We start from the raw sequence: 23,823 nt of genomic DNA on the forward strand, positions 1-23,823 counted from the left end.
GCTCCGGGCACCACGGAACAAGGACCGACCGAGAAAGGTACGACGCATCTTGTCTTCTCCCCTCACAGCCAACGTCCGTTACCTGGCGCCCGAGTGGTGCGACAGCGAGACCGCGCCGAACATCGGCGACTGGCAGGCCATGGCGGCCGCCACCGTCGAGCACAGCGTCCCCATCGAGAACGCCCGGGACATCGAGTACGGCCTGGACACCACGGGCTTCACCCTGACCCGGCACGAGACCTCGGTCGACTTCCGCGACGAATCCGCCATCGTCGCCCAGTACTTCACGGAGCTCGCCCCGCTCGTGCGCGAGCGCACCGGGGCGGACGAGGTCTTCGTGACCCACCACTTCGTGCGCTGGGGCGAACCCGAGGACTTCGAGGCCGGCTACGCCGGGTTCCTGCACGGCGACAAGGGCCTGGACGACCCCTACGGCTACACCGACGCCCGGATGGCGGAGCTGGACATCCGGCTCGCGCCGGACCAGGAGTACGCCTTCGCCTGGTACAACACCTGGCAGCCGGTGGACCGCGAGGTGAGCCAGCACCCGCTGGTCGTGATGGACGCGCGCTCCGTGCCGCGCGAGGACATCCACGACTACTTCTACACAAGCATCGGCAACCACCCGCCGGAGTCGGCCCCCGGATTCGCCGAAGGCCACCGCTTCTTCTACTTCCCCCGCATGCAGACGAACGAGGTGCTGATGTTCAAGCAGCTCGACACGCGACCGGACCGTGCGCCGACCTGTCTGCACTCCGCCTTCGAGGACCCGACGGCACCGGCGGACGCGCCGCTGCGGCGGAGCATCGAAGTGCGCTGGATGTGCGCTTTCAAGCGCTGAACCACAAGCGCCGTACCGACTGAGCAGGTGGAGGGGAACCCCAACATGGCAGGACCGCAGCCGAACGACGATCTGCTGGCATCGCTCCAGCAGTCCGTCTTCGTCATCGACAGGCTGGAGAGCGAGCTCGCGCGGACCCGCGAGGACGTCGCGATCATCGGAATGTCCTGCCGTTTCCCCTCCGCGGACAGCCCGGCGGCGTTCTGGGACCTGCTCCGCGACGGGGTGGACGCCATCACCGAGATCCCCGCCGACCGCTGGGACGTGGAGTCCCTGTACGACCCGGACCCGGCGGCCGAGGGAAAGCTGTACAGCAAGTACGGCGGCTTCGTGGACGGCGTGGACCGGTTCGACCCGCTGTTCTTCGGGATCTCCCCGAAGGAGGCGGCGCGGCTCGACCCGCAGCACCGCATGCTGCTCGAAGTCGCCTGGGAAGCCCTGGAGGACTCCGGGCACGCCCCGAGGACCCTGCGGGGCAGCCGTACCGGCGTGTTCGTCGGCATCGCCGAGAACGACTACGCGCGTCTCATCGAGGAGGCGCACGGCACCCGCTTCGACCACTACGACGCCACCGGCACCGGCTTCTGCTTCGCCTCGGGACGCATCTCGCACGTCCTGGGCCTCCAGGGCCCCAACGTGGCCATGGACACCGGCTGTTCGAGCTCGCTCGTCGCCATCCACCAGGCCGTGTCGGCCATCCGGCTCGGCGAGTGCGACATGGCGCTGGCGGGCGGCGTCCACCTGCGGCTCTCACCGACCACCTCGCTCTCGCTCGCCAGGACCGGCGCGCTGGCGCCCGACGGCCGGTGCAAGACGTTCGACGCGCGTGCCGACGGGTTCGGCCGCAGCGAGGGCTGCGGGCTCATCGTGCTCAAGCGGCTGTCCGACGCCCAGCGGGACGGCGACACCGTCCTCGCCGTGGTGCGGGGCTCCGCCGTCAACCACGACGGACCCGCCAGCGGCTTCACCGTGCCCAACCAGCGGGCCCAGGTCTCCCTGATCCGCAGCGCGCTGGGCAACGCGGGCGTCGAGCCGGACGAGGTGGGCTATGTCGAGACCCACGGCACCGGCACCTCGCTGGGCGACCCGATCGAGGTGGGCGCGCTCGCGACGGTCTTCGGCGGCAGCCCGCACCCGGTCCTGCTGGGCGCGGTGAAGAGCAACATCGGCCACACCGAGGGCGCCGCGGGCATCGCCGGCGTCATCAAGGCGGTCCTCGCGCTGCGCCACCAGGAGATCCCGGGCAACGTGCACTTCGACGAGCCCAACCCGTACATCGACTGGGAGAACCTGCCGTTCACCGTGCCCACCACGCCGGTCCCCTGGCCCGGGACCGAGGGCGGCGCCCGGGTGGCGGGCGTGAGCTCCTTCGGCATGAGCGGCACCAACGCGCACGTGGTGCTGGGCGCGGCGCCCGCCGCGCCGGCACGGGACGACTCCGGGCATCCCGCGCGGCTGCTCACCCTGTCCGGGCGGACCGAGCGGGCACTGGCGGACGCGGCCGGACAGCTGGCCGCGTTCGTGGCCGGCGGCGCCGGCGGTGCCTCGCTCGCCGACGTCTGCTTCACCGCGAACACCGGGCGCGACCACTTCGAGCACCGGCGTGCCGTCGTGGCCGCCACCCCGGCCGAGCTGGTCGAGCGGCTGACCGCGGGGGGTGGGCACAGCGGGTACGTGCCCGTGCACCGCCCCGCTCCCGGCGTCGCCTTCCTCTTCACCGGCCAGGGCTCCCAATACGCGGGCATGGCACAGGAGTTGTACGCGAGCGAGCCGGTGTTCCGGGAGGCCGTCGACCGGTGCGCCGAGGTCCTCGACCGCCACCTGGACCGGCCCCTGCTGTCGGTGCTCCACCCCGCCGACCCCGCTCACGACGACCTCCTGGACCGGACGGGATACACGCAGCCCGCGCTGTTCGCGGTCGAGTACGCCCTGACGGAGCTGTGGCGCTCCTGGGGCGTGACCCCCGACGTGGTGCTGGGGCACAGCGTCGGCGGGCTGGTCGCGGCCTGCGTGGCCGGCGTGTTCTCGCTGGACGACGCCCTTCTCCTCGTCGCGGAGCGCGGCCGGCTGATGCAGGGCCTCGAACAGGGCGGCGTGATGGTGTCGTTGCGCGGCGACGAGGCCGTCGTCGCGGCCGCCGTCGCCGCCCATCCCCTGGTGTCCGTCGCCGCCGTGAACGCGCCGGGAGAGGTGGTGGTGTCCGGGGCGGCCGAGCAGGTGGAGGCGGTCCTCGAAACCCTCGCGGAGCAGGGCGTGCAGGGCCGCAGGCTCTCGGTGTCGCACGCCTTCCACTCGCCGCTGATGGCACCGATCGCCGAGCCGTTCCGTGCGGTGGCCCGACGGGTGCGGTACGCGCGCCCGCGCATCGCCGTCGTCTCCGACCTGACCGGGCGCCTCGCCGACGCCGACGAGCTGTGCGACCCCGAGTACTGGGTGCGGCACGCACTGGATCCCGTGCGGTTCGCCGACGGGGTACGGGCCGCGCACGCCACGGGTGCCCGCGCGTTCGTCGAGATCGGACCCAAGCCCGTGCTGCTGGGCCTCGGCCGGGCGTGCCTGACGCAGAGCGAGGGCGACGACGTCGCCTGGGTGCCGAGCCTGCGGCCCGGCCGCGACCGGGCCGAGCTCCTCTCCGGAGCCGCCGCGCTGCACGTGTACGGGGTCCCGGTCGACCTGGCCGCCGTCGACGGACGCGGCGACCCCCGCCGCGTCCCGCTGCCCACCTACCCCTTCCAGCGCGAGCGCCACTGGTTCACCGCGCCGGCCCGCGCGGGGCGGACGCCCGTCGCCCGGGTGCGGCCCCTGCTCGACACCGAGATCCGCCTTCCGATGTACCGAGTGACCGTGTTCCAGAGCGAGTTGGGCGCGGACTCCGTGCCGTTCCTCGCCGAGCACCGCGTGGGCGGCGCCCTGGTGTCACCGGCCGCCTGTCACCTCGCGATGGCGGCGAGCGCGGTCGAGGCCGTGTCGGGCGAGGGGACGGTCGTCCTGACGGACGTGGTCTTCCCCGAAGCCCTGGTCGTCCCCGACGAGGGCACCCGCACGGTCCAGCTGTCCCTGACCCCGCGCGCCGGCGGAGCGCCCGGCCAGGACTTCCAGCTGGCCGGCGCGGTGCACGGAGCCGACGAGGACGCCCCCGTGCACGCCACGGGCCAGGCGGCGCTCCAGAGGGACCTGCCACCGGCCGAGACCGTGGACGTGGACGCCCTGCGGTCCGGGCTCGGCCGGGAGGTCGACGCGGACGAGCTGTACGCGCGCCTCGCCGACCACGGCATCGAACTGGGCCCGGTGTTCCGCCGGCTGGGCCACATCTGGACGGGAGCGGACGAGGTGCTGGCGACCGTGACGGCCGCCCCGACGGACGACCCGTCCGTCGCGCCCGTCCACCCCGGGCTCCTGGACGCGCTGTTCCAGGCCACCGAGGCCGTCGCGCTCGCCGACGGCGAGCGGGGCGAGGCCAGGCTGCCGTTCGCGGTGGCGCGGCTGCGCCTCGACCCCGGAGCCGGAGACCGGGCGCACTGGATCCACGCGCGCAGGACCGGCGCGGGCCCCTGGGACATCCGCCTGCTGGACGGGTCGGGCACCGTGGTGGCCGAGGTCGAGGGCTTCGAGGACCGCCCCGCACCCCGCGACGGCTTCTCCACCGCACCCGCCTGGGCCGACTGGCTGGTGGGTGTGGAGTGGGGTGAGGTGGCCGGGGAGGCTGTCGAGGAGTTGGGTGGCCGTTGGCTGGTGAGGGGTGCCGGTGTGGGTGCCGGTGCGGGTGCCGGTGTGGTGTCCGGTGTGCGGGTGGTGGGTGACCTGGTCGAGGCCGATCATGTGGTGTTCGTGGCGGATGCTGTGCCCGCGCCGGGTGTGGATGTGGCCGATCGTGCGCTGGAGTTGTCGGTCGGGTTGCTGGAGTTGGTGCAGGAGTTGGCTGCTGGTGGGCGGCCGGTGCGGTTGCGTGTGGTGACGCGTGGCGGTCAGGCGGTCGTGCCGGGCGACCGGGTGGATCCGGCGCAGGCGGCGCTGTGGGGTCTGGTGCGTACGGTGCGTGCCGAGCACCCGGAGCTGGAGTGCTCCATCGTCGACCTGGATGCGGACGCATCGGTCGAGGACGGCCTGCGTACCTCGCACGCGCTCAGTGCGGTCCGCGGCGCGCTGCGCCTGACACCCACCCTCACCCCCGTCACCAACCCCACCTCCACCACTCCGGTGCGGCTGGTCCTCGACGCGTACGGCAGCCCCGACCACCTGCGCGCCCACCCGCTGCGGAGGCGCGAACCGCGGGCGGGCGAGGTCGAGATCGAGGTCGCGGCGGCCGGCCTGAACTTCCGCGACGTCCTGATCTCGCTGGGCATGATGCGGGAGCACTACGCCACCGCCCACGGCATCGACGAGGCCCGGGACATTCCCCTGGGCTTCGAGTGCGCGGGTGTCGTCGCGGCGGTGGGCCCCGAGGTGACGGGGCTCGCGGTCGGCGACCCGGTGATGGCGATGGCCGAGGGAGGCTTCGCCGACTACGTCACCGTGCGCGCGGGGCAGGTCGCGGCGATGCCCGCGGGGCTCACCCCCGCCGAAGGCGCCACGATCCCGCTCGCGTTCCTGACCGCCCACTACGCGCTGACCCGGCTGGCCGGCCTGCGCCGCGGGGAGCGGGTCCTCATCCACGCGGCGTCCGGCGGCGTCGGCAGCGCCGCCGTGCAGATCGCGCGCGCCGTGGGGGCCGAGGTGTACGCGACCGCGAGCGAGGCCAAGCGGGACGCGGTACGGGCCATGGGCGTCACCCACGTCCTCGACTCGCGCAGCACCTCCTTCGCCGACGACATCGCGGCGCTCACCGACGGGCAGGGCGTCGACGTCGTACTCAACAGCCTGAACGGGGAGTTCATCCCCGCGAGTCTCAACTGCCTCGCCAAGAAAGGGCGTTTCGTCGACATGGGCAAGCTGGGCGTCTGGTCGCCCGAGCGGATGCGGGCGGAGCGTCCGGACGCGGGCTACTTCCCGTTCGACCTCGGGGACGACGCCGAGCTGGACGCGACCCTGCTCCCCGGCCTCTTCGCGGAGCTGAACACGCTCTTCGCGGCCGGGGAACTGCGGCCGCTGCCGATGACCGTGTTCCCGCGCCACCAGGCCACCCGGGCCTACACGTACATGCAGCACACCAAGCACACCGGAAAGATCGTCCTGCTCTTCGAGGGGGCGGTGGGGTTGTCGTCGGATGCGAGTTATCTGGTGACGGGTGGTTTGGGTGGGTTGGGTTTGCGGGTGGGTGAGTGGTTGGCGCGTGAGGGTGCGGGTCATGTGGTGTTGGCGGGTCGGAGTGTGGATCCGTCGGGTTTGTCGGGTGAGGTGCGGCGTTGTGTTGGGGTGATGGAGGGGTTTGGGGCGCGGGTTTCGGTGGTGGCCGCGGATGTGTCGTGTGGGGGTGATGTGGAGCGGTTGGTGGCGGTGGCTGAGGGTGTGGCGCCGTTGCGGGGTGTGGTGCATGCGGCTGGTGTGCTGGATGACGGTGTGCTGGGTGGTCAGAGTGCATCGCGGTTCGGTGGGGTGTTCGCGCCGAAGGTGCGGGGTGGTGTGGAGTTGGACCGGGTGGTGCGTGAGCGGGGTGTGGGGCTCGACTTCTTCGTGGCCTTCTCCTCCGTCGCCGCCCTCCTGGAGGACGGCGGCCAGGGCAACTACGCGGCTGCCAATGCCTTCCTCGACGGGTTGATGGCGTCGCGGCGGGCGCAGGGCCTGCCGGGTCTTTCGGTCAACTGGGGCCCCTGGGCCGAAGTCGGCATGGCGGCGCATCTGGCCGAGCGGCTGACCAAGGCCGGCTCGGGCATGATTCCCCCGGACCAGGGCGTCGACGCACTGCGGGCGCTGCTCGGCGCGCCGGTCGCGCAGATCGGCGTGATGCCCACCGTGCGCGCCCCCCGGCCCGAACCGACCCGCACGGCACCCCCCGCCGCGACCGAGACCTGGCCCGCCCGCCTTGCCGCGGAACCGGCCGAGGGACGCAGGGACCTGCTGCGCCACTACCTGGAGCAGCAGCTGACCGCACTGCTCGAACTGCCCACGGGCTACCGCATCGACGGGCACGCCGCCTTCTCCGAGCTGGGCATGGACTCGCTCATGGTGGTCGGGCTCAGGAACCGGCTGCAGAGCGATCTGGACGTCGCGCTCGGCTCCACCGTCGCCTTCAACTACCCCACGGTCGAACAGCTCGTCGGTCATCTCCTCCAGGAGCTCGCCCTGGACACGACCGACGCGGCCGATGCGACCGAGGCGTCCGTCCCGCCCCCCGCCCGGCCCCTGGACGACCTGCGGGCCGACGTCGACCGCGAGCTCGACCTGCTGATCAACGACGACGAGGACATGACGCCGTGACCGACCGACACGACAGCGCCGATGCGCTCAGGCTGCAGAAGGCACTGACCGCCATCCGGGGCCTGCGGACCCGGGTCAAGGAACTGGAGCGCGACCGGTCCCAGCCGATCGCCGTCGTCGGCATGGGCTGCCGGCTGCCGTCGGCCGACGGCCCCGACGCGTACTGGGACCTGCTGCGGTCGGGAGGCGAAGGAATCGGCGAGATCCCGTCCGACCGCTGGGACGTGGCGGCGTACTACGACGCCGACCCGGAGGCCGAGGGCCGGATGTACTGCCGCAGGGGCGGCTTCCTCGACGACGTCGCCGGATTCGACGCGCCCTTCTTCGGGATCTCGCCCCGCGAGGCCAAGCGCCTCGACCCGCAGCAGCGGCTGCTCCTCGAAGTGACGTGGGAGGCGATCGAGGACGCCGGGCGCGACCCGAAGTCCCTCGCGGGATCCGCCACGGGCGTGTTCGTCGGCATCTCGGAGGCCGAGTACCTCCAGCAGATGCAGAACAAGGGCGCGCACGCGACCGAGATGTACGACGTGACGGGCACCGCGCTGAGCGTGGCAGGCGGCCGGCTCTCCTACCACCTCGGTCTCCGCGGCCCCAACATCGCGCTGGACACGGCCTGTTCGTCGGCACTGGTCGCCACGCACCTGGCGGTCGCGAGCCTGCGCAGCGGCGAATGCGACCTGGCGCTGGCCGGCGGGGTGAGCCTGATGCTGGCGCCGGACGCCTTCGTCGCGTTCTGCAAGGGCTCGGCGCTCGCCGCCGACGGCCGGTGCAAGACGTTCGACGCCCGCGCCGACGGCTACGCGCGCGGCGAGGGCGCGGGTATGGTCGTACTGAAGCGCCTCGCCGACGCCGTCGCGGACGGCGACCGGGTCCACGCGGTCATCCGCGGCACGGCCGTCAACCAGGACGGCCGCACCAACGGTCTGACCGCGCCCAACGGCCTGGCGCAGCAGGAGGTCATCCGCAAGGCGCTGGCCGATGCCGGACTCGCGCCGCACGACGTCGGCTACGTGGAGGCGCACGGCACCGGCACCCAGCTGGGCGACCCCATCGAGGTGGACGCGCTGGGCACCGTCTTCCGCGACCGCGGCGCCGCGGGGCCGCTGCTGATCGGCGCCGCGAAGACCAACATCGGTCACCTGGAGGCCGCGGCGGGCGTCGCCGGCCTCATCAAGGCCGTGCAGGTCCTCAAGCACGGCGAGGTCCCGCCCAACCTCAACTTCGAGGAGCCTAGCCCGCACATCCCGTGGGCCGAGCTGCCCGTGCACGTCCCGGTCGAGGCCCGCCCGTGGCCGGCCGGCACCCGCGCCGCGGGCGTCAGCTCGTTCGGGTTCAGCGGCACCAACGCCCACATCGTGCTTGAGGCCGCCCCCGAGCGCGAGCCCGCCGCGGACGGGCCCGAGCGCCCGAACCACGTGCTGCCGCTGTCCGCGCGCACCCCCGAGGCGCTGCGCGAACTCGCCGGGCGGTACGCCGAGTTCCTGCGCCGGGAGCCGGCCGAACCGCTCGCCGACGTGGCGTTCAGCGCCGCGTCGGGGCGCACGGCCTTCCCGCACCGGCTGGTGGCGTCCGCCGCGAACGGCGCCGACGCGGCCGACCTGCTGTCCGCCTTCGCCGAAGGGCGCCGCGCCAGGATCTCGACCGGGCACGCCACCCACCGGCCGCCGGTCGCCTTCCTCTTCACCGGCCAGGGTTCCCAGTACGCGGGCATGGGGCGGCTCCTGTTCGACACGCACTCCGGGTTCCGCGCGACCCTGGAGCGCTGCGACGCGATCCTGCGCGAGCAGGGCCTCCTGGAGGCCCCGCTGCTCGACGTGCTGTACCCGCAGCCCGACGGGCCGGGGGCCGGCCTGATCGAGCGGACCTCGCACGCCCAGCCCGCCATCTTCGCGCTGGAGTACGCGCTGGCCCGGCTGTGGCAGTCGTGGGGCGTCGAGCCGCAGGTGGTCATCGGGCACAGCACCGGCGAGTACGCGGCCGCCTGCGTCGCGGGCTTCTTCTCCCTGGAGGACGGCCTGAAGCTGGTCGCCCGCCGGGCCGCGCTGATCGAGGAAGCGACCTCGGGCGGGGCCACCGCCGCCGTCTTCGCCTCGCCCGCCGAGATCGCCCCGGTGCTCGAAGGGTTCGCGGGCCGGGTCGGCGTCGCCGGGATGAACGGGCCGCGCGAGACCCTCGTCGCCGGGGTCGCCGACGCGGTCGCCGAAGCGCTGGCGCTGCTGAAGGAGCGCGGCCTCGACGGGCGGCCGCTCAAGATCCCGCACGCGCCGCACTCGCCCATGATCGAGCCGGTCCTCGCCGAGTTCGCCAAGGCCGCCGCGGGCGTCACGTTCACCCCGCCGCGCATCAAGATGATCTCCAACGTCACGGGCGGCGTCGTCGCGTCCGTGGACGCCGACTACTGGCGCCGTCACATGCGGGAGCCGGTGCGGTTCTCGGACGGCATGGCCGCGCTCGCCGAGGAGGGCCCCGGGGCCCTCCTGGAGATCGGTCCGCAGCCGGTGCTTCAACTCCTGGGCCGGCAGAGCTGGACCGGCCCTTCGGTGCGCTGGCTGTCCTCCCTGTGGGAGGGCCGCGACGACTGGAAGCAGCTGCTGCACAGTGTCGCCGAACTGCACGCGTCCGGCGTCGACATCGACTGGGCCGCCTTCGAGGGCCCCTACCCCCGGCGGCGGGTGTCGGTGCCGACCTACCCCTTCCAGCGCACGCCCCACTGGTTCACGCAGACAGAAGGAACGACGGTGCCTCAGCAACCCCTCGGCGCGGCGGCGGTTCCCGCGCAGGCCACGCAGGCCACGCAGGCCGGACGGCGGGAACGGATCCTCGCGGATCTGCGGGAGCGGATCAGCGTGGGCCTGGAGATGAGGCCCGAGGACGTCGAGCCCGGATCCAGCCTCGTCGACCTCGGTGCGGACTCGCTCCTGATGGTGCGGCTCATCCAGGACATCACCGACCTGTACGGGGTGGTGCTCACCGTCGGCCGGCTCTTCGACGACCTGGACACCCTGGAGGCCATCGCCGGGCACCTGGACGCCCAGGTGCCCGCGGGCCACGCGCTGCCCGACGACCAGCCGGCCCCCGGCCCGGCCCCCGCCGCGGCGCCCGGGGCGCAGGCCCCGCCGGCCGAGCCCCTGGCGCTGGCCGGAGCAGCCCCGGCCCCGGCGGACCTGGCGCTCACGGCCGGCCAGGACGAGCTCGGCCGGCTCATGGCGGCCCAGCTGAAGGTCATGTCCCAGCAGCTCGACGTCCTCGCACGGCACGGCGCCGCCCCGGCGCCCGCCACACCGGCCGCGCTGCCCGCCCCCCGTCAGGCGCAGCCCGCGCCGAAGCGCACCGAGGCGCCCGCCGCGCCCCCTCGCATTCTGACGGAACGTCAAAGTGCGCATCTGGCCGACCTGTTGACGTCGTACAAGAAGCGCACCGCGGGGTCCCTGGCCCGCGCGGTCGACTACCGGGCGCTGCGCGCCGACACCCGGATGCGGTCGGTGCGGCCCGAGACCCGCTCCGTCTCCTACCCGGTCATCGGCGAGCGGGCGAGCGGCTCCCACTTCTGGGACATCGACGGCAACGAGTACATCGACATCGCCATGGGCGTCGGTGTGCTGCTGTGCGGGCACGATCCCGACTTCGTCACCGAAGCCGTCTCCGACCAGCTGGGCCTGGCCCTCCAGACCGGTCCGATCTCCGCGCTCTCCGACGAAGTCGCCGAGCTGGTCTGCGAGATGACCGGCATGGAGCGCCTGTTCTTCGCCGTGACCGGCACCGACGCGGTACGCGGCGCGCTGCGCATGGCCCAGGCGGCCACCGGACGCTCCCGCTTCGTGATGTTCTCCGGGTCCTACCACGGCCAGGACGACCGGGTGCTCGCGCTGCCCGACGTGCTGGGCGACCCCACGCACTCCGTGCCGATGGCCCCCGGCATCTCGCCCGGCGCCGCCCAGGACCCGCTGATCCTCACCTACGGCGCCGCCTCCGCGCTGAAGGCCATCGAGGAGCACGCGCACGAACTGGCCGGCGTCCTGGTCGAGCCCGTGCAGAGCCGCAATCCCACGCTCCAGCCCGGGGAGTTCCTGAAGGAACTGCGCGCCCTGACCACCCGCGTCGGCGTCCCGCTGATCTTCGACGAGGTCATCACCGGTTTCCGGGTGCACCCGGGCGGCGCGCAGGCCCACTTCGGCGTACGGGCCGACCTCGCCGCGTACGGCAAGGTCGTCGGCGGCGGACTGCCGGTCAGTGTCGTGGCGGGACGGGCCGAGTTCCTGGACCGGGTGGACGGCGGCGACTGGGTGGACGGCCCGGGGCCCGACCCGGACAGCGAGAAGACGTACATCGGCTCCACCTTCGAAATGCACCCCCTGGCCATGGCCAGCACCCGCGCGATCCTGCGCCACCTGCGCGAGCAGGGGCCGGAGCTCCAGCGGACGCTGACCGCCCGCACCACCGCCATGGCCGAGAGGCTCAACGCGTTCTTCGAGGCCCAGGGCGTGCCGATCCGGGTGCTCCACTTCGCGTCCGTGTTCCGGTTCGCGTGGAAGGGCAACGCGAGCTACGCCTACCAGCCCCTCGACATCGAGGTGTTCCACTTCCACCTGCTGTCCCGGGGCATCTACATCTGGGAGGGCAGGACCTGCTTCCTGTCCACGGCGCACACCGACGAGGACATCGACGGCATCATCACCGCCGTCGAGGAATCGATCGCGGCCATGCGCGCCGGCGACTTCCTGCCCCCGGCCCCCGACCGGGCGCCCCGCGCCACGGCGCTCGGCGAGGAGCAGCGCGAACTGCTCGCGCTGGAAAGGGAAGCGAGGGACGGCGAGCCGTCCTGGACGGTCCCCGACGACATCCTGCTGCGAGGGCCGCTCGACCTGGCCGCACTGCGCCGCGCGGTGAACACGCTGGTCGCCCGGCACGAGGCGCTGCGCACGGTCTTCCCGGCCGGCGGCGGCGCCGAGATCAGGCCCGAGCTCACGATTCCCGTCGACGTCGTCGACCTCACCGCGGTGCCCGCGCAAGGTCAGGACGAGGCGGTCGCCCAGTGGTGGCGGCAGGAGATGGACAAGCCCTTCGACCTGGCCGATGGCCCGCTGCTGCGGGTCGCCGTCCTCAGGCTGGCCGACGACCTGCACCACCTGACGCTGCTGACCCACCACATCGTCTCGGACGGCTGGTCGGTGTCCGTCCTGGTCGAGGAGATCGCGGCGCTGTACACCGCCGGGCGCAGGGGCACCGACGCCGCCCTGCCCGAGCCGCTTCAGCACCGCGACTTCGTGGCGTGGCAGGAGCGGCGGCGCCCGGACGCCGAAGCGCAACAGGCCTACTGGACCGAGCGGTTCGGCCGGGGCTTCCCCGCCACCCTGCTCCCCGCCGACCACGGGCGCACCGAGGCGCCCTCGCACCGCGGCGGGCGCGTCTCCACCACCCTCGAACCCGAGCTGTGCGAGGCGGTGAAGAAGGCCGGGCGGGCCCACAAGGCGACCCTGTTCATGACTCTGCTGGCCGTATATAGTTTGCTCACCCATAGGCTGACCGGCCAGGACGACATCGTCATCGGTACGCCGCAGGCCAACCGCCCCTTCAAGGACAGCGGTTCGGTGGTGGGGTACTGCGCCCACTTCCTGCCGGTGCGCAGTGAACTCGCCCCCGGCACGACGGTGGCGGACCATCTGCGCAGGACCCGGGACGTGGTCCTGGCGGCCTTCGAACACCAGGAAGTCCCGTTCGCCAGGCTGCGCGAAGCCACCGGGGAAGCCACCCGGCCGTTCCCGCTCCCGCTGCGTACGGTCTTCAATCTGGACCGGGACGTGCCCTGCCCGGCCTTCGACGGCCTCGACGCCGAATTCCGTTCCGTACCGACCCGGTTCGCCCTCGTCGACTTCCGTCTCGACGGTCTTGAGTCCGACGGCGGCGTGCGGCTCGACTTCGACTACCGCACCGACCTGTTCGACGAGACGACCGCGCGGGCCTGGAGCGCCTACTTCAGGACCCTCCTCGAAGCCCTCGTCAGCGACCCCGAGCAGCCCGTCGACCAGCTGCCCGCTCCCTGAACCCGCTCCGATCCTGGAAGGAAACATGATCCCGGTCATCAAGCTCGCCGACCTTGAGGCACGGCGCCCCGAGTCCTTGGAACTGCTGCACGCTTCCCTGCGGGACAACACCCTGGTTCACGTGGACGCGCGTACGGAGCTCGGTGCCGGGTTCTTCTCGGATCTGTACGGGCAGACCCGGTCCTTCTTCGCGCTGCCCGAGGAGCGCAAGAAGGCGCTGGACATAGACAAGTCGCCGAACTACCGCGGCTACGTCGGCCAGGGCACGGAGTACACCAACGGCGTGCCGGACCTGAAGGAGTCCTTCGAGTTCGGCAAGGAGACACCGGCGCCCGAGGGCGAACGGCTCCACTGGTACGGCCTGTACGGAGACAACCAGTGGCCCGGCGAGGCGACGCTGCCCGGCTTCCGGGCGGTCGTGGACGCCTACTCGGCGGCCATGGACCGGATCGCGCTGGCCGCCCTCGCCTGCCTGCAACTGACGCTGGACCAGGAGGCCGACCCGGAGAAGGGCGTCACCGGCGGGGAGCTCTGCTCCTTCTCGCGGCTGATCTACTACCGCGACCCGAAGGGCTTCGGCGCCGGCGAGGCCCGTCTGGAGCGGCACACCGACAGCGGTCTGCTCACCATCGGGCTGCAGAACGCGGCGGGCCTCGAAGCCCAGGCGGCCAACGGTGAGTGGCTCCGCGTCGAGCCGCCCGCCGACGTGTTCACCGTCTTTCCCGGTGAACTGATGGAGATCTGGACCCACGGCTACTACCGGGCGTGCGCGCACCGGGTCCGCAACGCGGCCCTCAGCGGCGAGCGCCTCTCGTACGCGTCCTTCTTCCTGCCGGACCTCCAGCGCGAGCTGGTCCCGATGGACCGTGCGACCAGTGCGCGCCTGAGCGGCCCACTGTCGGTGCCCGGCGCGAACCCCTGGCTGGCCGGCGGCAGTGAACTTCCCCCGGCCACCCCCATAGGGCAGCTGGAGTGGGACCGGATGAACGTGATCTTCCCGGGGCGGGACACCGCGGAAGCCGAAACACAGAAGGGACAGGTCCAGTGAACGACCACACCACCGGGGATGCCTTCAAGGAGGTCCCCGTCATCGGCATCGCGCCGCTGGTGACCCCGGACCCGGACCCCGAGGCCCTGCGCGAGACCGTGGAACAGATCGGGCAGGCCTGTCGCGACGTCGGGTTCTTCTACATCAAGGACCACGGCGTCACCCCGCGGGAGAGCGCCGAACTGTTCCAGGCGTCACGGGACTTCTTCGCCCTCCCGCTGGAGGAGAAGCTGAAGATCCGGCTCGGCATCACCGAGCAGTTCCGCGGGTTCGTGCCGCTCGGCGGCGAGGTCACCGGCGGCAAGACCGACTGGCACGAGTGCCTCGACCTTCAGCCCGAGTCGGGGCGCCACGCCCACACCATCGCCGCTGCCGCCGCGGCCCGCAGCGGTGACACCCACCCGCTGGACGACCCGGGCCAGTGGCCCCCGGCGCTGCCCGCGTTCCGGGAGACGGTGATGCGCGCCTGGGACCAGCTGTACGGCCTGAGCGCCCGGATCGCCGCCGGAATGGCCCTCAGCCTGGGCCTGGACGAGCACCACTTCGCCCCGTACCACGGCGTGGAGCTGAGCGATCTGCGGATGGTGCACTACCCGCCGTACAACGAGACGGTCGGCAGGGCCGCCCCCGAGGACCTCCCCATGGAGGACGTCGACCACGGCTTCGGCGCCCACGTCGACTACGGGTTCCTCGCGGTGCTCCAGCAGGACGCGGTCGGCGGCCTCGAGGTGCGCAACGCCGAGGGCGCCTGGATCCCCGCCCCGCACATTCCCGGCACGTTCCTGGTCAACATCGGCCAGATGATGCAGCGTTGGACCAACGACCACTACCGCGCGACCTGGCACCGCGTACAGCTGCCCGGTGCCGTCGACCGCTACTCCATCCCCTTCTTCTTCGAACCGCGCTACGACGCCGTGATCGAGCCACTGGACGTGTGCTGCGACGCCGACAACCCGCCCCGCTACGAGGCCTGCGCGTTCGGCCCGTACGTGGTGGACCTGTTCGCGAAGGCCTATGACTGACGCCGACCGCCGGCACCTGTCCGCAAAGCCCCTGTCACACCCACACAGATAGGCACCCGTACGAATGCAGACATCGTCGATCGTCAATTCGTGGAACGAGTGGGACCCCCTGCAGGAGATGGTGGTCGGCTCCGCCGACAACGCCAACTTCGAGCCGACCGAGCCGGGCAGCCGCCCCTCGATCAGGAACGCCCCCGACACCCCCTTCCCGACCGGCCCGAAGTCCAAGAAGGCCATCGACCTCGCCAACGAGGAACTCCAGCAGCTCGCCAACCTGCTGGAGTCCCAGGGCGTCACCGTCCGCCGCCCCGAGACGCACGACTTCTCGGCCCCGATCCGCACCCCGGACTTCGAGGTCGAGAACCAGTACTGCGCGGTCTGCCCCCGCGACGTCATGATCACCATGGGCAACGAGATCATCGAGGCCACCATGTCGCGCCGGGCCCGGTACTTCGAGTACCAGCCCTACCGCAAGCTGGTGTACGAGTACTGGAACGCCGACGCCCGCGTCCAGTGGACGACCGCGCCCAAGCCGTCGATGGCCGACGGCATGTACCGCGAGGAGTTCTGGGACTGGCCGCTGGAGAAGCGGCACGCCCAGATGCACTCCCACGAGTTCTGCATCAACCAGGACGAAGTGATCTTCGACGCCGCGGACATGAGCCGGCTCGGCCGCGACATCCTGGTCCAGGAGTCCATGACCACCAACCGGGCCGGCATCCACTGGCTCAAGCGCCACCTGGAGCCCCGCGGCTTCCGCGTCCACCCGGTGCACTTCCCGCTGGACTTCTTCCCCTCGCACATCGACTGCACCTTCGTGCCGGTGCGTCCGGGCCTCATCCTCACCAATCCGGACCGTCCCCTGCGCGAGGGCGAGGAGAAGATGTTCCTCGACAACGACTGGGAACTGGTCGAGGTCCCGCAGCCCGTCCTCGGCAACGAGGACATGCCGAAGTACTGCCAGTCGTCCAAGTGGCTGTCCATGAACGTCCTCAGCATCTCCCCGACCAAGGTGATCTGCGAGGCCGAGGAGAAGCCCCTCCAGGACATGCTGACCAACCTCGGATTCGAGGTCTTCCCGACCCCGTTCCGCAACGTCTTCGAGTACGGCGGGTCCCTGCACTGCGCCACGTGGGACGTACGCCGCGAAGGCACCCGGGAGGACTACTTCCCGAACCTCACCTACCAGCCGCTGGTCTGACACCCCCTCTTGGGAGCCCCTATGTACATCCTTGGGATCAACTCGGTCTACCACGAGTCGTCGGCCTGTCTGCTCAAGGACGGAGTGGTGGTCGCAGCGGCGGAGGAAGAGCGGTTCAACCGGGTCAAGCACGGCAAGGAAGCCCGTGCCGACAACCCCGACGAACTGCCCATGAACGCCATCGAGTTCTGCCTCGATACCGCCGGCATCCGCCCCGCCGACGTCGACCACATCACCTGCGCGGCCGACCCGGACGAGATCAGGGACGTCCTGGACTCCGGGCTGCCCTCGCCCTGGGACAGCCCGGCCAAGCAGTCCGAGTTCCTCGGCAACTTGCCCAACATCCCGAAGAAGTTCGTCGAACTCGGCTTCACCGGGGACTTCCACTGGGTGGCCCACCACACCGCCCACGGCGCCTCCACGTACTTCGCCTCCTCCTTCCAGGACGCGGCGGTCCTGGTCGTGGACGCGCTGGGCGACGACGCCTTCTCGACGCGCTTCTACCACGGCAAGGGCGACAAGCTGGACTGCGTCCAGAGCGTCCGCTACCCGGCGTCCATCGGGTACCTGTGGGAGCTGGCCTCGGTCTTCCTCGGCTTCGGCGTGTACGACGCGGCGAAGGTGATGGGCCTGGCGGCCTACGGCGACCCGCAGCGCTTCGCCGAAGGGTTCGACAAGCTCGCGTGGACCACCGACGACGGTGGCTTCGACATGCGGCACGAGCTCCTGAAGTTCAGCGACATCCTGTACTACCCCCCGTCGGCCGACACCTCGGGTCTGGAGTCCGTCCTCGGCGTGGCCCCGCGCCGCCCCGACGAGCCGCTCCAGGACGTGCACCACGACATCGCGGCCGCACTCCAGGAGAAGACCAACCAGCTGGTCCTGCACATGGCGCGGCACCTGCACGAGCTGACCGGCTCCAGCAGGCTGTGCCTCGCGGGCGGTGTCGCCCTCAACTGCGTCACCAACCAGGTCGCCTTCGAGCAGGGCCCCTTCGACGAGCTGTACGTGCAGCCCGCCGCGCACGACGGCGGCCTGTCGGTCGGCGCCGCGCTCCACGTGTGGAACGACGTCCTCGGCGGCGGCCGCGCCCCCGAGATGCGGCACGCCTACTGGGGCCCCGCGTACTCCGACGAGCAGATCGAGGCCGAGCTCTCCAGCAGGGAGGGCCTGGTGTTCGAGCGGGCCGCCGACTTCGAGAAGGACGTCGCGAAGCTGCTCAGCGAGGGGCACGTCATCGGTCTGTTCCAGGGCGCGATGGAGCTCGGCCCCCGGGCGCTCGGCAACCGCAGCATCATCGGCGACCCCCGCCGGCGGGAGATGCGCGACGTGCTCAACCACAAGGTCAAGCACCGGGAGTATTTCCGCCCGCTGGCGCCGAGCGTGCTCAGCGAGGCGGTGCCGGAGTGGTTCGAGGTGGCCAAGGAGACCACCGCGGCCGACTACATGCTGATGGCCTACCCGGCGAAGCCCGACAAGTACGACCGCATGGGCGCCGTGCTGCACGTGGACAACACCTGCCGCATCCAGGCCGTGCGGGCCGATGTGAACCCGCGGTTCCACGGCATCATCAGCGAGTTCGCGGCGCTGACGGGCGTGCCCATGGTGCTCAACACCTCATTCAACGACCAGGAGCCGATCATCTGCTCCCCGGCGGATGCGGTGAACACCTTCATGAAGACCGAAATCGACTATCTGGTGATCGGCCCGTACCTGGTGCGCAAGGCGGCCGCGGAGCCACGGGGCTGACGCGCCGCACCCGGTGGAAGAGCAGGGAGAGAAGCAGTGAAACTGCACGTCACGCGGATCCAGGACGTCGTTCGGCGCATGGTCCAGGACATCGGAACGTACTGGGCGCCGGCCTCGGCGGACGGCCACGCGGCCGCCGAGGTGGCCGTCCTTGAACAACTGGTCGCAACCGGGGGCTTCGGACCGGCCGAAGCGAAGAAGCACCTGGTCGAGATCATCGTGGCGAGCACCGCGCTCGCCAACGCGTACGGCGTCTCCCTGCAACAGGCCTTCAACGACGCCTCGGTCCCGGCCGACCTGACCGAGGCGTCGTTGTGGCCCGAGCAGCCGGTGGCGCCGGCCGAGACCGCGGTGCGGGTAGCCGAGGCGTTCGCTCCGGTCCGCGCCACCATGGCCTTCTACCGGTCCGACGCCCGGCAGGGCAGCGACCCGGACGTGGTCGCGCTGCGCCACTCGATTCCCCACCTCCTGCGGGCGGCCTTCACCGGGTTCGACTCGGCGGACGACCTCAGCGGGCAGCTGCTGCGGCACTTCGACGCGCTGCGCAAGCCGGCCGTCCCGGTGGCGAGCGCCGAGTTCGACCCCTCGCAGGCGGAGTCGGTCGGACTCATCCGTCCCATCCAGACGGAAACGGTCTGCCCGTTCGCCCTGAAGTCCACCCTGTGGGGTTCCCCGTCCTACGACGAGAGCCTCTCGTTCGAGGACAACATGCGGCGCTCGCTGCCGAGCGTGCGGCAGTTCATCAGAATTCTGGACCGCGACGTGGTCGACGGCTATGTGTACGCCTTCCCGACGCGCATATTCGGCGACTCGTTCGAGGACCTTCAGCAGCTCTTCCGTAACTTCGTCGATTTCCTGCACCGCACGATGACGGACGCCGCGCCTGCCGGTCTCGATCCGGCCGTCGCGACCGACCCGAAATGGTTCCTCGTCCTGGAGAGCGAGGAATGCTTCATCAGTGTCTTCGCGCCGTGCTATCCGCACGACCATTCTCGCTACATGAATGGTGTCGAGGGTCATTTCCTCTTCATGCTGCAGCCGGAGGCAGCCGTTCTGAGGCAGCTCACGAAGAACGACTACCACCAGCGCTCGGAAGCGATACGGTTCCGATTCCGGGACGGATTCCAGGCCTACACGCTGGCCGACATCGAAATCGACCGCTTCCTGCTTCCGATGCGGCCCGACCAGCCGCCGGTCAAGTGGTACGAGCTGAACGTGACCAGCTGAATTCGGCTCCACGAGAAAGGGGCGGCCGGGACGTGAAGTCCCGGTCGCCCCTTTCCTTGTGCGGGCCGTGCCCGGTCAGCTGAGCAGCAGCTTCCCGATCCGCCGCGAAGCACCGTAGAGGCCGAGTGCCGCGAGGGCCACCAGATAGGCGACGTGCCCGAACATCGTCGGGTCCAGAACGCCCATGGAGAGTCCCCGGGCCAGTTCGATGCCGTGGTACAGGGGCGAGACCTCCACCAGGTACCGCATCGCCGGCGGATACACCGACATCGGGTAGAACGTGGTGGAGAACAGGAACATCGGCATCACGGCGACGTGGATGTAGTCGAACTGCGAGGACGACCGCAGGAGCGTCGCGCACACCATGCCGAGCGCGGCGAAGACCGTCGCGACGAGCAGCGCCACCGGGATCAGAAGCAGCGACCAGGGGGAGGTGGCGAGCCCGAGGGCCGCCATCACCGCGAGGAACGCCGCCGCGTACATGCCGCTGCGCAGCACCGCCCAGCTGATCTCGCCGATCGCGACGTCCAGGGTGCCCATCGGCGTCGACAGCATCGCGTCGTAGAGGCGGTCGAAGCGCAGCTTGTAGAAGATGCTCAGCGTCTCGTAGACCGCGCCGTTCATCGCGGAGGCCACCAGCAGGGCCGGGGCGACGAACGCCACGTAACTGATGGTGCGGCCGCCGGGACCCGCCACGTCGCCGACCAGCGATCCGAATCCGACCTGGAAGGCCAGCAGGTAGAAGAGCGGTTCGAAGACGCCCGACAGCAGGACGAGCCAGGCGCGGGAGTAGACGAGCGCGCTGCGCATGACCAGGTGCCGGGCGAGCCCGGAGTAGCGGCTGGAGGGGAAGATCCGCAGCAGCGGGCCGCCACCGCCGACCCGGCGACTGGCCAGCGACTCCCGGACGGCGGCCATCTCCGGAGAGGCGTCCGTGGTCACGGTGCTCGGGGGACTGTCCATGTCAGATCACCAGCCTGCGGTGGAACTGCCGCCGGCCGATGAGGACACCGCCGGCCAGCAGGGCGAACAGGAAGAGCGCGTGCCCGAGGGCGGGCAGCGCGGACATGCCGCCGAGCGCGACGCCGCGGGCCAGCTCGTTGCCGTGCCAGATCGGGGAGATCCAGACCAGTGGCTGGATGACCGCGGGCAGCCGGTCGACCGGGAAGAACGTGCCGGCGAACAGGGTCATCGGCAGGACGGCGAAGCGGTTCAGCGCGACGAAGGCGTGCCCCTCGCCGCGGGTCGTGGCGGCGAAGGCCATGACCGGCGCCGCGCAGGCCGCCCCGACGAACACCGCGACGGGCAGGGCGAGCAGCACCCCGGGCCCCTTCCACGCTCCGAGGAGCGCAGCGGCGATCCCGTAGATCACCGCCGACAGCGCCAACCGGATGACGATCCACAGGAGTTGGGCGCCGAACAGCTGCTGAGGGGTGATCGGACTCGCGCTGACCGCGTGGTAGTCCTGTTTCCACTTGAAGCCGGAGAGGATCGGATGGCCCGACTCGTTCACCGCCGTGGAGATGATGCCGCTGACCAGCAGCGCCGGGGCGATGTACTGGAGGTAGGACACCCCCGGGCCGATCGAGCCGATCGATCCGTCCTTGACCTGCGAGCCGAAGCCGAGGCCCATGGCGCCCAGGAAGAGCACGGGCTGAAGGCCCGATGAGTACAGGTTCGCGCGCCAGTAGCGGCGGTACCAGGCCCACTGGCCCTCGATGCGCAGACCCATGGCCCGCCAGGGGCCGACGACGCTTCCCGTCGACCGGGACCGCGCGTGCTGGATGTCGGTGGCCATCAGTCGACCAGCGTCCTGCCGGTCAGGCGCAGGAAGACGTCTTCCAGGGTGGAGCGCCGGATCAGGGTGGACAGCGGCTCGACGCCCCGCTCGGCCGCGCGGACCACGGCCGCCTCGCCGTTCGACGTGTACAGGAGCAGCCGGTCGGGCAGCACTTCGATGCGGTCGGCCAGGTCCTTGACCTTCTCCACGTGCTCGGTCTGCGTGCCGGGACGGAAGCGCAGCTCCAGGACCTCGCGGGTGGAGTACCGCTCGATGAGACCGGAGGGCGAGCCCTCGGCGACGATCTTCCCGCCGTCCATCACCACGAGCCGGTCGCACAGCTGCTCGGCCTCGTCCATGTAGTGCGTGGTGAGGATGAGGGTGACCCCGCTCTGCTTGAGCCGGAAGAGCCGGTCCCACAGCAGGTGCCTGGCCTGCGGATCGAGCCCGGTGGTCGGCTCGTCGAGCAGCACCACCTCGGGGTCGTTGACCAGGCCGCGGGCGATGGTGAGGCGGCGCTTCATGCCTCCGGAGAGGGGTTCCACCTCGTCGTCGGCGCGGTCCGAGAGCTGGGCGAACTCCATCAGCTCCACGGCCTTGTCGCGCGCGTGCGCCCGGGAGAGGCCGAAGTAGCGGGCGTAGACCTGAAGATTCTGGCGGACCGTCAGTTCCCGGTCGAGGTTGTCGACTTGAGGAACGATCCCGATCCGGGCCCGGATTTCGGGCCCCTGTACGTCAGGATCCATGCCGAGCACCCGCAGATCTCCGCCGGTGCGCGGCGAGATGCACGAGATCATCCGCATGGTCGAGGATTTACCCGCCCCGTTGGGGCCGAGGAAACCGAAAGCTTCGCCACGTGGCACGGACAGATCGATGCCGCGGACCGCTTCGAATGAGCCGAACTGCTTCTTCAGGCCGGTGGCTCGAATTGCAGTGGCATCGTCGGCGCCAGCGTTTTCCCTGGCCACAAACCACCACTCTCTAGTCGCATGATCTGGAACAGCCAATCTACTAGGGGCGGTTGAGCGCCTGCAAGGCTCCTGATGTGCGGTACGAGGCGGGGTGCAGCCGGGGCGGGGCGCGGGCTCAAGCGCAGTTACTCGTGGCGCTCCGGCGGTCCGCGATCAGAACGCCCGCCAACGTTCACCCGGTACGTCTTGTCGCGTCTGCTGACCGGTGTTAGCGTGGCGATCGTGAATGTAGCAGATGGTCTCAACTCCCCTTCGCAGACTGGCTATTTCGTCGAGGTTTCCATTCCGGGAATGGAACTTTGGCCGGAGTTGCGCAATCGCGCCCGAAGTCTGCGGGAGCATGGCGTCCCTGTTCTCTTCCTCGCCGCCGCCGAGTTCGCATCGGTGTATGAGGAATGTGCAGACCAGGTCATCATTTGCCCCGATGTCTTCTCAGAGGATGCCGTCGTGGAGGCGCTGAGCCCCTACCGCGGCAGAATCGACCGGTTCTCACTCATCAATGACAAGATCTGGCCGGTCCAGCTGGGCGCCTCGCGACGCCTCGGCATCGACTTCCCGGGCTTCGAGGGACAGCTCAACTGCCGCATCAAGCCCCGTCTGCGGGAGGTGCTGGCCGACACGCTGCCGCTGCACACCGAGGTCTTCGCGGCCTCGGACCTCAGCCGGGAGAACGTGGCCGCGGCGGTCGAGCGGCTGGGCACCCCCTTCGTGATCAAGCCGATCTGGGGCACGGCGAGCGCCTTCGTGGAGATCGTCACCGACCCGGAGCGCGCCTACGACGAACTCGCCGAGACCTTCGAGGGTCTGGCGGCCGGCCACCCGCACGGCGCGTTCGACGACGGCACCCGGGTGTGGGACCCGCGCCACGAGGTCCTGCTCGAATCGTTCATCGGGTCCGGCCGCGAGCTGTCCTTCGAGGCGTTCATGCAGGACGGCGACCTCGTGCCGCTGCTGATCCAGGAGAAGCTGCTCTGGGCCCAGGAGGGCGGGTTCCGGCTGGAGACGGCCAACGTCTGCCCGACCCCCTTCGTCTCGGCGGAGGAGGAGGCGCGCATCTGCGACATCCTCCAGGACGCGCTGCGCAAGCTCGGCGTGGACGACACGTTCGTCCACATCGAGTTCAAGTGGGACGGCGAGAAGGCCTCCATCATCGAGGTCAACCCCCGGATCGGCGGCGGCAGTGTCGCCAAGACCCTCATCGCCTGGCTCGACATCGACGTGCGCGACATGGGCCGCAAGCTCCAGCTGGGCGAGGCCCTGCCGCGGAAGTACGTGCGGACCAAGGAGGGCTTCCTCCTCGGCGTATTCGTCAATGCGATGGAATCGGGCATCTTCAAGGAATTCGACGGCCTGGACTGGGTCCACGCCCAGCCGGAATTCGACTTCGAGCAGAACTATCTGGAGGCGGGCCAGCGCGTGCCGGCCCGGAACGAGTCGAAGGCCACCCGCGAGGGGTGGATGTACACCTATGACGCGTTTTACCACTGCACGGACGTCGAGCGGATCGACTATCTGCACGAGGAGACGCGGAAACGGGTCCAGCTGAGGTTCGAGGAGTAGCGGGCGGCCGCGCCCGGCCCCGCCGGCCT

General features: G+C 70.8%; 12 protein-coding genes. 9 read left to right on the forward strand and 3 right to left on the reverse strand.

Going from position 1 to position 23,823, the window contains the following annotated elements; all coding sequences use genetic code 11:
• Nucleotides 1–49: 49 nt before the first annotated feature.
• From OG432_RS16960 to OG432_RS16995, 8 genes are all read left to right on the forward strand, one after another.
• Nucleotides 50–841, forward strand: a complete 792-nt coding sequence (locus tag OG432_RS16960; RefSeq protein ID WP_328311776.1) for a CmcJ/NvfI family oxidoreductase — start codon at nt 50–52, stop codon at nt 839–841.
• A gap of 45 nt (nt 842–886) precedes the next feature.
• A complete protein-coding gene (locus OG432_RS16965) occupies nt 887–7,195 on the forward strand; it encodes a type I polyketide synthase (RefSeq protein ID WP_328311777.1) in 6,309 nt (2,102 codons plus the stop codon).
• Nucleotides 7,192–13,236 (forward strand): aminotransferase class III-fold pyridoxal phosphate-dependent enzyme, encoded by a 6,045-nt coding sequence (locus OG432_RS16970; protein ID WP_328311778.1) that lies wholly within the window; start codon nt 7,192–7,194, stop codon nt 13,234–13,236. The genes OG432_RS16965 and OG432_RS16970 overlap by 4 nt, the downstream gene beginning before the upstream one ends.
• 25 nt (nt 13,237–13,261) lie before the next feature.
• On the forward strand, nt 13,262–14,284 hold the full coding sequence (locus OG432_RS16975; RefSeq protein WP_328311779.1) for a 2-oxoglutarate and iron-dependent oxygenase domain-containing protein: 1,023 nt from the start codon (nt 13,262–13,264) through the stop codon (nt 14,282–14,284).
• A complete protein-coding gene (locus OG432_RS16980; RefSeq protein WP_328311780.1) occupies nt 14,281–15,306 on the forward strand; it encodes an isopenicillin N synthase family dioxygenase in 1,026 nt (341 codons plus the stop codon). The genes OG432_RS16975 and OG432_RS16980 overlap by 4 nt, the downstream gene beginning before the upstream one ends.
• Nucleotides 15,307–15,370: 64 nt before the next feature.
• Nucleotides 15,371–16,507: a glycine amidinotransferase gene (locus OG432_RS16985; RefSeq protein ID WP_328311781.1), complete on the forward strand. Its 1,137-nt coding sequence runs from the start codon at nt 15,371–15,373 to the stop codon at nt 16,505–16,507.
• A 21-nt stretch (nt 16,508–16,528) separates the two neighbouring features.
• Nucleotides 16,529–18,256, forward strand: a complete 1,728-nt coding sequence (locus OG432_RS16990) for a carbamoyltransferase family protein (protein WP_328311782.1) — start codon at nt 16,529–16,531, stop codon at nt 18,254–18,256.
• Between the two features lie 36 nt (nt 18,257–18,292).
• A complete protein-coding gene (locus OG432_RS16995; RefSeq protein ID WP_328311783.1) occupies nt 18,293–19,483 on the forward strand; it encodes a hypothetical protein in 1,191 nt (396 codons plus the stop codon).
• A 75-nt stretch (nt 19,484–19,558) separates the two neighbouring features.
• Here OG432_RS16995 and OG432_RS17000 read toward each other — a convergent pair whose 3' ends face one another.
• Genes OG432_RS17000 through OG432_RS17010 form a run of 3 tightly spaced genes read right to left on the reverse strand, consistent with a single transcriptional unit; the run spans nt 19,559 to nt 22,231 of the window.
• On the reverse strand, nt 19,559–20,446 hold the full coding sequence (locus OG432_RS17000; protein ID WP_328311784.1) for an ABC transporter permease: 888 nt from the start codon (nt 20,444–20,446) through the stop codon (nt 19,559–19,561).
• Nucleotide 20,447: 1 nt separating this feature from the next.
• On the reverse strand, nt 20,448–21,281 hold the full coding sequence (locus OG432_RS17005; protein WP_328311785.1) for an ABC transporter permease: 834 nt from the start codon (nt 21,279–21,281) through the stop codon (nt 20,448–20,450).
• Nucleotides 21,281–22,231, reverse strand: coding sequence for an ABC transporter ATP-binding protein (locus OG432_RS17010; protein ID WP_328311786.1), 951 nt, complete (start codon nt 22,229–22,231; stop codon nt 21,281–21,283). The genes OG432_RS17005 and OG432_RS17010 overlap by 1 nt, the downstream gene beginning before the upstream one ends.
• 450 nt (nt 22,232–22,681) lie before the next feature.
• On the opposite strand from OG432_RS17010, the gene OG432_RS17015 reads away from it, so the two are divergent.
• Nucleotides 22,682–23,794: an ATP-grasp domain-containing protein gene (locus tag OG432_RS17015; RefSeq protein WP_328311787.1), complete on the forward strand. Its 1,113-nt coding sequence runs from the start codon at nt 22,682–22,684 to the stop codon at nt 23,792–23,794.
• Nucleotides 23,795–23,823 lie beyond the last annotated feature (29 nt).

This window comes from Streptomyces sp. NBC_00442 (assembly GCF_036014195.1).
GTDB lineage: Bacteria > Actinomycetota > Actinomycetes > Streptomycetales > Streptomycetaceae > Streptomyces.

Bases quoted from the DNA above. Each gene is read 5' to 3' on its own strand.
- OG432_RS16965 (WP_328311777.1), top strand. From the start codon at position 887: ATGGCAGGACCGCAGCCGAACGACGATCTGCTGGCATCGCTCCAGCAG.
- OG432_RS16975 (WP_328311779.1), top strand. From the start codon at position 13,262: ATGATCCCGGTCATCAAGCTCGCCGACCTTGAGGCACGGCGCCCCGAG.
- OG432_RS16985 (WP_328311781.1), top strand. From the start codon at position 15,371: ATGCAGACATCGTCGATCGTCAATTCGTGGAACGAGTGGGACCCCCTG.
- OG432_RS16990 (WP_328311782.1), top strand. From the start codon at position 16,529: ATGTACATCCTTGGGATCAACTCGGTCTACCACGAGTCGTCGGCCTGT.
- OG432_RS17000 (WP_328311784.1), bottom strand. From the start codon at position 20,446: ATGGACAGTCCCCCGAGCACCGTGACCACGGACGCCTCTCCGGAGATG.
- OG432_RS17005 (WP_328311785.1), bottom strand. From the start codon at position 21,281: ATGGCCACCGACATCCAGCACGCGCGGTCCCGGTCGACGGGAAGCGTC.